Genomic DNA, 13534 nt, shown 5'->3' on the forward strand with positions numbered 1-13534 from the left:
CCGGCGGTGTATCCACGGCATGGCCGCATCCTCCCGTGGCGGAGCCGCCGCCGTACGGTCAATCAGCCGATCATGACCCGACCCAGCAGATACGCGGCCGGCGCGGCGAGCGCGAGCGGCAGGGACACACCGGCGGTGAAGTGCACGAACCTGGACGGGTGGTCGTAGCCGGCGATCCGCCGGCCGAGCAGTGCGAGCGCCGCGGCTCCGGCGCCGAGCAGCGCGGCGTACGGCGCCTCGCCGCCGAGCGCGATGCCCGCGCCCGCGCCCGCCGCGGTGCCCAGCAGCCAGGACGGGATCGGCGCCACGGCCGGCGGCAGCGGCACCGCCCGGACCAGCGTCGCGACACCGGCCGCGAGCACCGCGGCGACCACGGCCGCGCCCGCGTCGATCGGCCCGCCCTCGAGGTCGCCCGCGACCAGGTAGGCGACGTCGAACGCGGCGATCAGCGCGGCGGACGTGGTCACGGTGAGCGCGGGCAACAACTCGCCCGGTCGGGCCCCGCTGCGGGCCTGGAGCGCGAGCACCACCAGCAGCGTGCAGGCGAGCACGGCCGGCACGCTCGCGAGCCCCTGCTCGCCCTTGGCGTACACCGCGATGTCGGTGGCGAAGGCGGCGAGCACGACCAGCGCGATGCCCTGGCGCGCGGGCCACATGCCGTTGAGCCGGAACCACCCGGCGGCGGTGAGCACTTGCAGGAACGCGACGCCGAGCACGAGGGCCGGCTTGCCGGCGATCGCGGTCGCCGCGAGGACCGCGGCCAGGCCGACCGTGCACAGCGCCGGCAGCATGCCCGGCGGATCCCAGATCGGTGTCCGGGGCGTCCGCGGCGTCCGCGCGGCCCGCGTGGACGGCTCGCCCGTGCGCTGGGCGGGCACCCGCGCGGCCCGGCGACCGGTGCCGCCGGCGTGCTCGAGGTCACGGCCCCGGTCGAGGTCGGTGGCCCCGGCCGCGTCGGGCTCGTGGTCCGCGTCGTGGTCGGTCCCGGCGTAGTCGGCCCCGGAGTAGTCCGTCCCGGCGTAGTCGGTGGGCCCCGCGTCGTAGTGGTCGACCTCGGCCCCGTACCCGCCGGAGTGGTCCGTCCCCGCCTCGGGAAGCGGCTCGACGATCGCCGGCAGCACGCTCGTCGCCCCGTCCTGGTCCGGGTATCCCGAGCCGTACGCGTCCCGGCCGGGTTCGGCGAGCGCGGGCGACATCTCGGGCGCGTCCGGGTAGCCGTACCCGCCGCCGGGCCCGCTCGGGACCGGCTCGGCGTATGCCTGCGCGGGAGACTCCTGCGGATACGACCCCTGGGCGTAGGGCTCCGGCGCGTAGGACTCCGGCGCGTAGCCCTGCGCCGGGTAGCTCTCGGGCGACCCGTCCGGCCCGGCGTAGGACGGTTGCGGGTAGCCGTAGCCGCCGTGTTCGGCGGGCTGGGCGTACCGCCCGGGCTCGGCGTGGCCGCCGCCCGGGTGCGGTCCGCCGTACGCCTCGCCGGCCGGGCCGCCGTACGGCTCGCCGTAGTGCTCCCCGGCTGGCGCGAAGGCCTGTTCGCCGTAGCCGGGTCCCGGCGCGCCCGGGTCGGCCTGCGGCTCGCCCTGGTACATGGCCGCCGGGTCGTACCCGCCCGGCTCCTCGTATCGGTCGCCCGTCGGGCGCCCCCGTCGCCCGCTCATCCGCCGGCGAAGGGGGGCAGGACCTCGACGGTGCCGCCCTCGGTCAGGGTGATCGCCGTGTGGTCGCGCAGCCCCACCGGATCGCCGTCCACGACGAACGAGCAGTTCGCGACGACCGCGCCGAAGCGGGTCGAGTCGCCGTGCAGCTCTCGGGCCCGCCGCAGCGCGTCGGCGAGGGTGACCGCGTCGTACGGCTCCTCGGGCGTGCCCGCGGCTTCCTTCGCCGCGGCCCAGTACCGCATGGTGCCGACCGCCATCGCGCGCCCTCCCGTGTGTCCGTGTGCGCGTCCGCGGCCGGTGTGCCCGAACGGCGCCGAAGTGTGCAGCATCCATGATGACGCCTCCCGACGGGCCGTTCGGTCCCCCGGCACCCGGATCACCCCTCGGTGTGCGCCCGGGCCCACCGTGCGATCCGGTCCACCAGGTCGGCGCCGACCGCGTTCTCGGCGTGGCCGAGGCCGGGCTCGATCCACAGGTCCTTCGGGGCACCGGCCGCGTCGTGGATCTGTCGGGGGTGGTCCAGCGGGAAATACGGGTCGCTGTCGCCGTGCACCACGAGCAGCGGTGTGGGCGCGATCGCCGCGGCGGCCTCGAACGGGGCGAGCGGCACCGGATCCCACGTTCGGGCGGAGATCCGGGTGCGCAACACGAAGCGGGCCACCGCGCGCCCGGTCCGGCGCTCGATCGCGAAGTGCACCCGGCGCATCGGCGGAGTGTCCCGGTAGTACCAGCGGGCCGGCGCGCTCACCGAGACCACCGCCGCGACGCCGTCGTACAGCGCCGCGTGCCGCAGCACGACGCTGCCGCCCATCGAGAAGCCGACCGTGACCACCCGTCGGTAGCCGAGCCTGCGCGCCCACCCGACGGCCGCCTCCAGGTCGCGCACCTCGCGATCGCCCACCGTGCTCAGTCCCGTGGACGCGCCGTGGCCGCGGAAGTCGAAACCGATCACCCCGCCGTACCGGCGCAGCCCGTCCAGCACCGCGTCGACGGCCGGCCGACGCCACGAACCGGTGAACCCGTGGGCGACCACGAAGACCCGATCGCGGGTGCCGAAATCGGCTCCGGGCCGGTGTACGGCGCTGATCCGCACGTCGTCGTCGGTGATCAGAACAGCCTGCTCGGGTGCAGGCATTCCGGTGAAAGGCGGACCCGAAGGTGTCCGCAGTGCGGGAAGATCCCCGGGTAGGTCGGTTCCTCGAGACATGTTCGCTATCCTGACCCCGCAGGCTCACCTCCGATGACGGGCACACCCCACGGACCCCAGAAGTGGTTCCCGAACGGTTACGGAATCGGACGAGCCGGCGACCAATGAAGGATCCGGGCGACGATGCCCCGGGTCCTTTCGTGTTTCTGTGCCTGTTTTGGGAGGTGTCCCGTTGAGTGCACTGCTGCTGCTCACGAACGCGCTCCAGCCGTCGGCCGAGGTGCTGCCCGCGCTCGGTCTGCTGCTGCACCAGGTACGCGTGGCCCCGGCGGAGGCCTCCGCGCTGGTCGACGCGCCCGCCGCGGACGTCATCCTGGTCGACGGCCGGCGTGACCTCCCCCAGGTGCGCAGCCTGTGTCGGGTGTTGCGCACCACCGGGGTCGGTGCCCCGCTGGTGCTGGTGGCCACCGAGGGCGGCCTGGCCGCGCTGACCGCGGACTGGGGGGTCGACGACGTCCTGCTGGACACCGCCGGGCCCGCCGAGGTCGAGGCCCGGCTGCGGCTGGCGATCGGCCGGCTCCAGGCGGCGCAGGGCGCGGAGGACGAGCCGACCGAGATCCGCAACGGCGACCTGAGCATCGACGAGGCCACCTACAGCGCGAAGCTGCGCGGTCGGGTGCTCGATCTGACGTTCAAGGAGTTCGAGCTGATCAAGTACCTCGCGCAGCACCCGGGCCGGGTGTTCACCCGGGCCCAGTTGTTGCAGGAGGTGTGGGGATACGACTACTTCGGCGGCACCCGCACGGTCGATGTGCACGTACGCCGACTGCGCGCGAAACTCGGGCCCGAGCACGAGTCGTTGATCGGCACGGTGCGCAACGTCGGCTACCGGTTCGTGGTGCCCGATCGGGGCGTGGGCGAGCCCGCGCTCGCCGACCGCACGTGACCCACCACTCGGCACCGGGCCCGGTCGATCGATCCGACGAGGCGTCACATCCCTTACACACAAGCACAAAGCAGACTTATCCGGAACAACACGGAGGACCACCCCGTCCCGCGTCCAGGTTGTGAACTCCCGTGAGTCGCGCCGGTCCCCGTCCCTACAATGACCGGGTGCCCAAAGTGACCCGCGACGACGTCGCCCGCCTCGCGGGGACCTCCACCGCGGTGGTCTCCTACGTCGTCAACAACGGCCCGCGCCCGGTCGCGCCGGCCACGCGCGAGCGTGTGCTCGCCGCGATAGACAAGCTGGGTTACCGGCCCGACAGTGTGGCCCAGGCGATGGCCAGCCGCCGGACCAACCTGATCGGCCTGGTGCTGCCCGACGCCCGACAGCCGTTCTTCGCCGAGCTCGCGCACACCGTCGAGCAGGCCGCGTTCGAACAGGGCCGGTTGGTGCTGATCGGCAACTCCGACTACGAGGACGACCGCGAGCTGCACTACGTGCGCGCGTTCCTGGGCATGCAGGTGTCCGGACTCGTGCTGGTCAGCCAGGGCCCCTCCGAGCGCGCCGCGCGCGAGATCGCCACCCGGGACGTCCGGGTGGTGCTGATGCACCGTCAGCCCGACGCGCTGGGCGGCGACGCGGTCATCGTGGACGACGTGGAGGGCGCCTACACGGCGGTCCGCCACCTGCTCGACACACACGGCTTCACCCGGGTGGACTGCCTGGGCGGCCCGCCCACCACGCCGGACTCGGGCGACCCGGTCACCGACCACGTCACCGGTTGGCGGCGGGCGATGGCCGAACGCGGGCTGCCCACCGACGGCCTGCTGCACGAGGCGCCGTTCGGCCGGTTCGGCGCCTACCAGGTCGCGCTGTCGCTGCTGACCGGGCCGGATCGGCCCCGGGCGCTGTTCTGCTCGACCGACGACCAGGCGATGGGTGTCCTGCACGCGGCTCGCGAGGCGGGCCTGCGGGTGCCGGACGACCTCGCCGTGGTCGGCTTCGACGACATCGCCGAGGCGGCGATCGCCGATCCGCCGCTGACCACGGTGACCTCGGACCGGCCGGGCATGGCCCGCGCCGCGGTGGAGCTGGCCCTGGAGCGCGAACCGGCCGCGGCCGGCGACCCCAGGGTGCGTACCTTCCCGTCCACGCTGGTGGTCCGGCGGAGCTGCGGCTGCGGCTGACGGCGGCGCGACGACCCGAGACGGCGCTCAGTACCGTGGAGGCCATGGACCTCGCGGATGTGTCGATCGAGACGGTGAATCGGGCCTCGGCGCAGGACGCCGACGCCGTACTGGCCCTCGCCGAGACGGCGGCCGGCGTCGACGGCGCCTCGCCGCTGTCCGAACAGTCCCGGCTGGAGTTGCGGCACGGCGCGCCGGCGGCGCGCGAGGTGCTCGCCCGCGACGGCGACACGATCGTCGGCTTCGCGCACCTGGACGGCTCGGACCCGGTGGACGGTCCGTCCGCCGAATTGTTCGTCGCGCCGCACGCGCGCGGCGCGGGCCTGGGCCGGGCGCTGCTGGACGCGCTGGTGGCCGAGGCCGCCCGGATCGACGGGGAGGGCCGGCTGCGGGTGTGGGCGCACGGCAAGCTGCCCGCGGCCGAGCGGCTGGCCGCGGCGCTCGGCTTCACCGCGTTCCGTGAGCTGTGGCAGATGCGCCGCGCGGCCGGCACCGCGCTGCCCGATCCGGACGTGCCCGCCGACGTGCGGCTGCGCGCCTTCTCCCCCGGCACCGACGACCGGGCCTGGCTGGCGCTCAACGCCAAGGCCTTCGCGCACCACCCCGAACAGGGCGCGTGGACCGCGGACGACCTGCGCCGGCGGTTCGCCGAGCCGTGGTTCGACCCGGCCGGCTTCTTCCTCGCCGAGGACACGAACAGCGGCGAATTGCTCGGCTTCCACTGGACCAAGACGCACCCCGCGACCGCGGACTCGGGCCCGCTGGGCGAGGTCTACGTGGTCGGTGTCGACCCGGCGGCACAGGGCCGCGGGCTGGGCGCGCTGCTGACCTCGGTGGGTCTGCGGCACCTGGCCCAGCGCACCGTCGACGGTCGTCCGGTTGCCGAAATACTGCTTTATGTGGACGCGGACAACGAAGCGGCGGTCAAGGTGTACACCCGTTTGGGCTTTCGTGTGCATACCGTCGATGTGATGTACCGACGCTGAACACCGTGTGAAACCTGGCGAACATCTGTTTCGGGTCGGGGTCGCACAGGTGCACATAGACCGTCGCGAAAAGACAATGGTCTGATGAACGCCGAAACTCCCGCCGCGCGATCCTCCCGACACCTGACCGTGGCCGTGCCGCCGGCGAAGGCGGGCGGCACGACCGCGGTCGCCGAGGCGCCGCCGCGCGTGGAGGCCGACCTGCCGCCGGACCGGTTCCTGGACCGCGAGGGCAGTTGGCTGGCGTTCAACGAGCGGGTGCTCGAAATGGCCGAGGACCCGAGCACGCCGCTGCTGGAGCGGGCCCGCTTTCTGGCCATCTTCGCCTCCAACCTCGACGAGTTCTTCATGGTCCGGGTGGCCGGCCTCAAGCGCCGGATCGCCACCGGCCTCGCGGTGCGCGCGGCCAGCGGGCTCCAGCCGCGCGAGGTGCTGGAGAACATCTGGTCGCGCAGCCGCGCGCTGATGGCCCGGCACTCCACGTGCTTCCACCACGACGTGCTGCCCGCGCTCGGCGAGGCCGACATCCAGTTGCTGCACTTCGACGACCTGACCGACGGCGAGCGGCAGTCGTTGTACGCGCTCTTTCGCGAGCGGGTCTTCCCGGTCCTGACCCCCTTGGCGGTGGACCCGGCGCACCCGTTCCCGTACATCTCCGGCCTGTCGCTGAACCTGGCCGTGATCGTGCGCAACCCGCGCTCGGGCAACGAGCACTTCGCCCGGGTCAAGGTGCCGCCGCTGTTGCCGCGCTTCGTGGAGACCTCGCCGGCCCGCTTCGTGCCGCTCGAGGAGGTGATCGCCGAATTCCTCGGCGACCTGTTCCCGGGCATGGACGTGCTGGGCCACCACGCGTTCCGGGTCACCCGCAACGAGGACCTGGAGGTCGAGGAGGACGACGCGGAGAACCTGCTCCAGGCGCTCGAGCGGGAGTTGATGCGCCGCCGGTTCGGGCCGCCGGTCCGACTCGAGGTCGAGGAGAACATCGACCCGCACGTGCTCGACCTGCTGGTACGCGAGCTGGGCGTGGGCGAGAAGGAGGTCTACCCGCTGCCCGGTCCGCTCGACCTGACCGGGCTGCACGCGATCGCCGACCTGGACCGGCCCGAACTCAAGTTCGGCCGCTTCGTCGCCGGCACCCACCGCGACCTGGCCGAGGTGGAGACCGCGCAGGCCGCCGACGTGTTCGCCGCGATGCGCAAGCGCGACATCCTGGTGCACCACCCCTACGACTCGTTCGCGACCTCGGTGCAGGCGTTCCTGGAGCAGGCCGCGTCCGACTCGCACGTGCTCGCGATCAAGCAGACGCTGTACCGCACCTCCGGTGACTCGCCGATCGTGGACGCGCTGGTGGACGCGGCCGAGTCCGGCAAGCAGGTGCTGGTCCTGGTCGAGCTCAAGGCCCGCTTCGACGAGCACGCCAACATCACCTGGGCGCGCAAGCTGGAGCAGGCCGGCTGCCATGTCGTGCACGGCGTGGTGGGACTCAAGACGCACTCCAAGCTGAGCCTGGTGGTCCGCCAGGAAGGCGACGCGCTGCGCCGCTACTGCCACATCGGGACCGGCAACTACAACCCCAAGACGGCCAGGCTGTACGAGGACCTGGGCCTGCTGACCGCCGACCCGCAGGTCGGCGAGGACATGTCGAACCTGTTCAACCGGCTCTCCGGCTACTCGCGCGCGCAATCGTTTCGGCGGTTGCTGGTCGCCCCGCACTCGCTGCGCAACGGGCTGATCGAGCGAATCGAGCGCGAGGTGGACAACCACGAGCAGGGGCTGCCGGCGTACGTCCGGCTCAAGTCGAACTCGCTGGTCGACGAACTGGTGATCGACGCGCTGTACCGCGCCTCGCAGGCCGGGGTCCCGGTCGATCTGTGGATCCGCGGCATCTGCGCGCTGCGCCCGGGCGTTCCCGGACTGTCCGAGACCATCCGGGTGCGCAGTATTCTCGGGCGATTTTTGGAACACTCGAGGGTATGGGTGTTCGCCGGCGGCGGCGAACCGGAGGTGTGGATCGGCAGTGCCGACCTGATGCACCGCAACCTGGACCGCAGGGTCGAGGCCGCGGTGCGGTTGCGCGGCGATCGACACCGCGACGAGATGACGTCCTTCATGGACCTGGGGATGAGCCCGGAGACCGCGTCCTGGCACCTGGACCGGAACGGCGTCTGGACCCGGCACGCGACCGCCGCCGACGGGACCCGGCTTCGTGACGTGCAGGAGCACCTCATCGAGACCCGGAGGCGCAGACGTGGGCCGGAGTAAGCAGGCGACGACCATCCCTCGGCAGCGTGCGGCGGCCGAGGACACCTCGGCCGGTGCGATCCTGCTCGCACATCTGGTCGGGGAGGCCGGGGCGTTCATCGACGAGTTGCCCCGGCTGAGCGCGGGCGAGGAGGAGGCCGCGCACAACGCGCGGGTGGCCGCCCGGCGCATCCGCAGCGCGCTGGCCACGTGCGGACCGCTCCTGGAACCGGAACCCGCCGCGCTGCTGCGCACCCGGCTGCGCGATGCCGCGGACGCGCTGGCGGGCGAGCGCGACGCGGAGGTGCTCCTCGAACGCCTGTCGGCCGACCTGGACGCGCTGCCCGAGCGGCCCGGCACGGCCAGGGCCAGGGCGATCCTCACCCGCCGGCTGCGCGGCGATCAGGGCGCCGGCCGGGCCCGCGCGCTGGACGCGCTCGGCTCGGGAGTGTTCACGGCGCTGTCCGCGGACCTGGTCGAGCCGGCCCTGGGTCTGACCTTCACCGAGCGGGCCGCGGCATCGGGCGCCGAGGTCGTGCCCAAACTGGTCGCCCGCACGCTGCGCCGGCTCGACCGCGCCGCCGGGGCACTGCCGCTGGAGGCGGCCGGCGTGCCCTATCCGCCGGACCAGGCCGGGTTCACCCCGTACGCGGGCACCGACGACGAGGCCTGGCACCGGGTGCGGATCCTGGCCAAACGGGCCCGCTACGCGGCCGACATGTGCGTCCCCGCCTTCGGGCCGCCGGCGGCCCGGCTGGCCCGGCGGCTCAAGGCGGTGACCGAGGTGCTCGGCGTGCACCAGGACGCGACCATCGCCGCCGACGCGGTCGCGGAGCTCGCCGCCGGACCCCGGGTGGGCGGGCCGGCCGCCTTCGTGTTGGGCGAGTTGTACGCGCACGAGCGGCAGGTCGCCACCGCTCGGCGGTACGCGTTCACGCGCGTGTGGCCCAAGGCCTGCGCGCCGGACGTGCGGGCGTGGCTCGATGGATGACCCCGCTCGGGGCACGCACACCGAGCGCGCCCCGGTACTCGCCGCGGGCGGGGTGTTGTGGCGCCGGGCCGGGGACGGCGTGGAGGTCGGGCTGGTGCATCGGCCGCGCTACGACGACTGGTCCTTCCCGAAGGGCAAGCTGGAGTCCGGCGAGCCCGCGGTGGTGGCCGCCGTGCGCGAGATCGCCGAGGAGACCGGTTATCGGGCGATCCTGGGACGCGAGTTGGGCGTGCTCAGCTATCCGATGCACTCGCGCGATCGCCTCAAGATCAACCGCTACTGGGTCGCCGAGGCGGTCGCCGGCGAGTTCGCCCCCAATCCGGAGGTGGACCGGATGTGGTGGGGCCCGCCGGAGCAGGCCGCGACGCTGACCGGGACCCCGGACTACACCGCGTCGCTGACCGACGCGTTTCGCACCGGACCGCCGCCCGCGACGGTCCCGGTGCTGGTGTTGCGCGCGGGTCCGGCGTACGCGCGGGACCTGGTGCCGATGCTCGCCGCGTTCGGTCCGGTCGAGGTGTACGGCGCCACGACGCCGGCCGCGGTCGCGACGGTGGCGCCGTATGTCGCGGCGGTGGGCGCGCGGGTGCGCTCGACCGCGTGTTCGGTGGCCGACGCGCTGCGCGGCGGCCGGCCCACGCTGCTGTGCGCGCCCGTTCCGGACCTGCCCGGCGCCGCTCCCGGGGTGACCGCCACCCGGCTGGCCGCCGAGCCCCTGCTGCCCGGGGAGTTCGCCGTGTTGCACGCGTGGGCGGGCCGAGTGGTGGCCATGGGCCGGTACGCCCCCTACCCGACGGGGAGCTGAGCACTCGGTCAAGTCGTGATCACGGTTCACGGAACGTCACCCGACGCCCATCTGAACGGCGGGTGAACGCGATTCGGCGTGCGCGACAAAGGCCCAGTTCACGGGTGCTAAATGGCTACATGAGCGGACAATTCATCCAGCAGTCGGCTTATCTGACTCGACCGTTCAAGTTCACCCTCGGTTCACTTTGCGCGGCGGATCGCTTCATTCTCACGGCTTAACTTCATGGATGACGGCGACCGTTCGGGTCGTCGCACCACGAGTCGAGTTCGATCGAAAGGGAGCGCCGTGACCATTCGGCCCCGCAGTGTCCGTCGCGGTATCGGCTTCACCGGCCTGGCACTCGCCGGCGCGCTCACGCTGGCCGCGTGTGGCTCCGACGACAACAGCTCGGGGGGCGACGACAAGTCGTCGACGAAGGCCGCCTCGGCCCCCGGCGCCGAGGCGCCCAAGGGTGACTGCGGTACCGGCAAGATCGCCGGCGCCGGCTCCAGCGCCCAGAAGAACGCGCTGGACGAGTGGATCAAGGCCTACCAGGCCAAGTGCTCGGGCGCCTCGATCGACTACGCGGGCTCGGGCTCGGGCGCCGGCCGCCAGTCGTTCTTCGACAAGCAGGTCACCTTCGCCGGTTCCGACTCGGCGCTCAAGCCGGAAGAGGTCGCCAAGGCCGGCGCCGCGTGCGCCCCCGGCCAGGCGATCAACCTGCCGATGGTGACCGGCCCGATCGCGGTGGCGTACAACGTCTCCGGCGTCAAGGACCTGGTCCTGGACGCGAAGACGATCGCGGGCATCTTCAGCGGCAAGATCACCAAGTGGGACGCCGCCGAGATCAAGGCGCTGAACCCGAACGCGCAGCTGCCGTCGACCCCGATCCAGACCGTGCACCGGTCCGAGGCGTCCGGCACCACCGAGAACTTCACCAAGTACCTCAAGGCCGCGGCCCCCGCCGACTGGACCTTCGACGCCGCGCAGGACTGGAAGGCCCCGGGCGGCCAGGGCGCCAAGGGCAGCGAGGGTGTCGCGTCGATCGTCAAGCAGACGCAGGGCGGCATCAGCTACATGGAGCAGTCCTTCGCGGAGAACTCCGGCCTGGGCATCGCGCAGATCAACACGGGCGCGTCGGCTCCGGTCAAGCTCACCCCCGAGGCCGCGGGCAAGGCCGTCGAGGCCGCGAAGATCGCCGGTCAGGGCAACGACCTGAAGCTGACCGTCGACTACGCGACCAAGGCCGAGGGCGCCTACCCGATCATCCTGGTCACCTACGAGATCGTCTGTGAGAAGGGCACCCCGGCGGACAAGCTGCCGCTGCTCAAGTCCTTCCTCAACTACACCTCCAGCGCCGAAGGCCAGAAGGTCCTCGCGGGCATCGGTTACGCGCCGCTCCCGACGACGATCGCGGAAAAGGTCCGCGCCGCCGTGGCCGGTCTGTCCTAGTCCGAGCCCGCTGAGCGACCGACTCGTACGGAGAGAGATGTCCACCACCACCCCCACCGCACCGGCGGAACCCGAGCGCAAGGCCCCCGTGGCCAAGCGCACCAAGGTTCGGCCGGGCGACCGGATCTTCTCCGGTGCCGCCCGAGGCGCCGGCATCAGCCTGCTCGCCATCATGGCCGCGATCGCGATATTCCTCGTGGTCAAGGCGACGGACGCGCTGTCGAAGAACCAGGGCAGCTTCCTGACCGACCAGGGCTGGGACCCGAACGCGGCAAAGCCCGCGTTCGGCGTCGTCACCCTCGTGTTCGGCACGGTTGTCAGCGCCACCATCGCGATGGTCATCGCGGTGCCGGTCGCGGTGGGGGTGGCGCTGTTCATCACGCACTACGCTCCCCGGCGGATCGCCCAGACACTCGGTTACGTCGTCGACCTGCTGGCCGCCGTGCCCAGCGTGGTCTACGGCCTGTGGGGCTACATCTTCCTGGCCCCCAAGCTGCTCGGCCTGCACGCGTGGCTGTCCGACTACCTCGGCTGGATCCCGCTGTTCGACAAGGAGCAGGCGGGCGTCACCGCCCGCACGCTGTTCACCGTCGGCATCGTGCTCTCGATCATGATCCTGCCGATCATCGCGGCGGTCACCCGAGAGGTCTTCCTCCAGGTGCCCCGCGCCCACGAGGAGGCCGCGCTCGCGCTCGGCGCGACCCGCTGGGAGATGATCCGGGTCGCGGTGCTGCCCTACGGCAAGCCCGGCATCATCAGCGCCTCGATGCTCGGCCTGGGCCGGGCGGTCGGCGAGACCATCGCGGTGGCGATGGTGCTCTCCCCCAGCTTCGTGGTCTCGGTGCACATCCTGGACCCGGGCAACAACACGATCGCGGCGAACATCGCGAACCAGTTCGGTGAGTCCAACGACATCGGTCGCGGTGCGTTGATCGCCTCGGGCCTGGTCCTGTTCGTCATGACGCTGCTCGTCAACGGCGCCGCGCGCGTCGTCATCAACCGGCGCAAGGCGTTCTCTGGAGCGAACTCATGACCGTCCTCGACACGGGCGACAAGCGCCCGGGCATCGGTTCGGACGCGGCGGAGAAGGCCGGTGGCCTGCCGGATCCGCGCGCGGCCTCGCTGACCCGCCGGACCCTCCCGCGCCAGGTGCCGTGGGCGATAGCGGGCGGCGCCGTGGCGCTGACGGTCGTGCTGAAGCTGGTCCTGGACAACTGGGCCCTCGCGGTCTTCCTCGCGGGTGTGGCCTTCATCGTCGCCCTCTCCGTCGTCTCGTGGCGCTACGAGGACAGCCGTCGGGCCCGGGACCGGTTCGCCACGAGCCTGATCTCCACCGCGTTCGTGCTCGCCGTACTGCCCCTGATCTCGCTGCTCGGGTACACGATCCAGCGCGGCTGGGACAAGCTGACCCCGTACTTCCTGAGCCACTCGATGCGCGGAGTGGGCGCCCGGGACGACACCGGCGGCGTCTACCACGCGATCATCGGCACCCTGGAGCAGGTCGGCCTGGCCACCCTGATCGCGGTCCCGATCGGGCTGCTCACCGCGATCTACCTGGTCGAGTACGGGCGTGGCCGGCTGGCCAAGACGGTGACGTTCTTCGTGGACGTGATGACCGGTCTGCCCTCGATCGTCGCGGGTCTGTTCATCTACGCCTTCTGGATCATGATGCTGGGCTTCGAGGCGTCCGGCTTCGCCGGGTCGCTGGCGCTGATGATCCTGATGTTGCCGACGGTGGTGCGCTCCGCCGAGGAGATGCTCAAGCTGGTCCCGAACGAGCTGCGCGAGGCCAGCCTCGCGCTGGGCATCCCGAAGTGGCGCACGGTGCTCAAGGTCGTGCTGCCCACCGCGTTCGGCGGCATCGTCACCGGCGTCATGCTCTCCATCGCCCGGGTCATCGGCGAGACCGCGCCGCTGCTGCTGCTGGTCGGACTCACCCAGTCGATCAACACCGACCCGTTCTCGGGCTGGCAGTCGGCGCTGCCGCTGTACGTCTTCGACCAGAACCACGCGGGCAACCAGTTCGCCGAGGAGCGGGCCTGGGCCGCCGCGCTGACGCTGATCCTGATCGTCATGATCCTGAACCTGGCGGCGCGGTTGATCGCCCGCTGGAAGGCCCCGAAGGGGGGCCGATGAAGTCCC

12 protein-coding genes are annotated in these 13534 nt (G+C 72.3%); 9 read left to right on the forward strand and 3 right to left on the reverse strand.

All coding sequences use genetic code 11. The features are described from left to right. Positions 1-62 precede the first annotated feature (62 nt). The 3 genes from ACWCPW_RS43080 to ACWCPW_RS43090 all read right to left on the reverse strand — a co-directional run bounded on the left by ACWCPW_RS43080 (position 63) and on the right by ACWCPW_RS43090 (position 2790). Entirely contained in the window at positions 63-1655 is a 1593-nt protein-coding gene (locus ACWCPW_RS43080) for a hypothetical protein (RefSeq protein WP_449767079.1), read from the reverse strand. Continuing rightward, a complete protein-coding gene (locus ACWCPW_RS43085) occupies positions 1652-1912 on the reverse strand; it encodes a MoaD/ThiS family protein (protein WP_449767080.1) in 261 nt (86 codons plus the stop codon). The genes ACWCPW_RS43080 and ACWCPW_RS43085 overlap by 4 nt, the downstream gene beginning before the upstream one ends. A gap of 119 nt (positions 1913-2031) precedes the next feature. Continuing rightward, entirely contained in the window at positions 2032-2790 is a 759-nt protein-coding gene (locus tag ACWCPW_RS43090) for an alpha/beta hydrolase (protein WP_449767081.1), read from the reverse strand. Positions 2791-3034: 244 nt separating this feature from the next. On the opposite strand from ACWCPW_RS43090, the gene ACWCPW_RS43095 reads away from it, so the two are divergent. From ACWCPW_RS43095 to pstA, 9 genes are all read left to right on the forward strand, one after another. Then, positions 3035-3748, forward strand: coding sequence for a winged helix-turn-helix domain-containing protein (locus ACWCPW_RS43095; protein WP_395864396.1), 714 nt, complete (start codon positions 3035-3037; stop codon positions 3746-3748). Between the two features lie 167 nt (positions 3749-3915). Beyond that, positions 3916-4935, forward strand: coding sequence for a LacI family DNA-binding transcriptional regulator (locus ACWCPW_RS43100; RefSeq protein ID WP_449767082.1), 1020 nt, complete (start codon positions 3916-3918; stop codon positions 4933-4935). A 44-nt stretch (positions 4936-4979) separates the two neighbouring features. Further along, positions 4980-5921, forward strand: coding sequence for a mycothiol synthase (gene mshD, locus ACWCPW_RS43105; protein ID WP_449767083.1), 942 nt, complete (start codon positions 4980-4982; stop codon positions 5919-5921). An 84-nt stretch (positions 5922-6005) separates the two neighbouring features. Beyond that, complete coding sequence (locus tag ACWCPW_RS43110) at positions 6006-8183, forward strand: RNA degradosome polyphosphate kinase (RefSeq protein ID WP_449767084.1); 2178 nt, start codon at positions 6006-6008, stop codon at positions 8181-8183. Further along, on the forward strand, positions 8170-9153 hold the full coding sequence (locus tag ACWCPW_RS43115; protein ID WP_449767085.1) for a CHAD domain-containing protein: 984 nt from the start codon (positions 8170-8172) through the stop codon (positions 9151-9153). Before ACWCPW_RS43110 ends, ACWCPW_RS43115 begins: the two co-directional genes overlap by 14 nt. Continuing rightward, the gene (locus tag ACWCPW_RS43120) at positions 9146-9958 is read left to right on the forward strand and encodes an NUDIX hydrolase (protein ID WP_449767086.1); all 813 of its coding nucleotides are present in this window, start codon (positions 9146-9148) and stop codon (positions 9956-9958) included. Before ACWCPW_RS43115 ends, ACWCPW_RS43120 begins: the two co-directional genes overlap by 8 nt. 288 nt (positions 9959-10246) lie before the next feature. After that, on the forward strand, positions 10247-11392 hold the full coding sequence (gene pstS / locus ACWCPW_RS43125) for a phosphate ABC transporter substrate-binding protein PstS (RefSeq protein WP_449767087.1): 1146 nt from the start codon (positions 10247-10249) through the stop codon (positions 11390-11392). Between the two features lie 37 nt (positions 11393-11429). Beyond that, positions 11430-12425 carry a phosphate ABC transporter permease subunit PstC gene (gene pstC / locus ACWCPW_RS43130; RefSeq protein ID WP_449767088.1) on the forward strand — a complete coding sequence of 332 codons (996 nt, stop codon included), beginning with the start codon at positions 11430-11432 and terminating at the stop codon, positions 12423-12425. Then, entirely contained in the window at positions 12422-13528 is a 1107-nt protein-coding gene (gene pstA / locus ACWCPW_RS43135) for a phosphate ABC transporter permease PstA (protein ID WP_449767089.1), read from the forward strand. Before pstC ends, pstA begins: the two co-directional genes overlap by 4 nt. Positions 13529-13534: the final 6 nt, after the last annotated feature.

It is taken from the genome of Embleya sp. NPDC001921, from assembly GCF_053594475.1.

Bases quoted from the DNA above. Each gene is read 5' to 3' on its own strand.
- ACWCPW_RS43080 (WP_449767079.1), bottom strand. From the start codon at position 1,655: ATGAGCGGGCGACGGGGGCGCCCGACGGGCGACCGATACGAGGAGCCG.
- ACWCPW_RS43085 (WP_449767080.1), bottom strand. From the start codon at position 1,912: ATGGCGGTCGGCACCATGCGGTACTGGGCCGCGGCGAAGGAAGCCGCG.
- ACWCPW_RS43090 (WP_449767081.1), bottom strand. From the start codon at position 2,790: ATGCCTGCACCCGAGCAGGCTGTTCTGATCACCGACGACGACGTGCGG.
- mshD (WP_449767083.1), top strand. From the start codon at position 4,980: ATGGACCTCGCGGATGTGTCGATCGAGACGGTGAATCGGGCCTCGGCG.
- ACWCPW_RS43110 (WP_449767084.1), top strand. From the start codon at position 6,006: ATGAACGCCGAAACTCCCGCCGCGCGATCCTCCCGACACCTGACCGTG.
- ACWCPW_RS43120 (WP_449767086.1), top strand. From the start codon at position 9,146: ATGGATGACCCCGCTCGGGGCACGCACACCGAGCGCGCCCCGGTACTC.
- pstC (WP_449767088.1), top strand. From the start codon at position 11,430: ATGTCCACCACCACCCCCACCGCACCGGCGGAACCCGAGCGCAAGGCC.
- pstA (WP_449767089.1), top strand. From the start codon at position 12,422: ATGACCGTCCTCGACACGGGCGACAAGCGCCCGGGCATCGGTTCGGAC.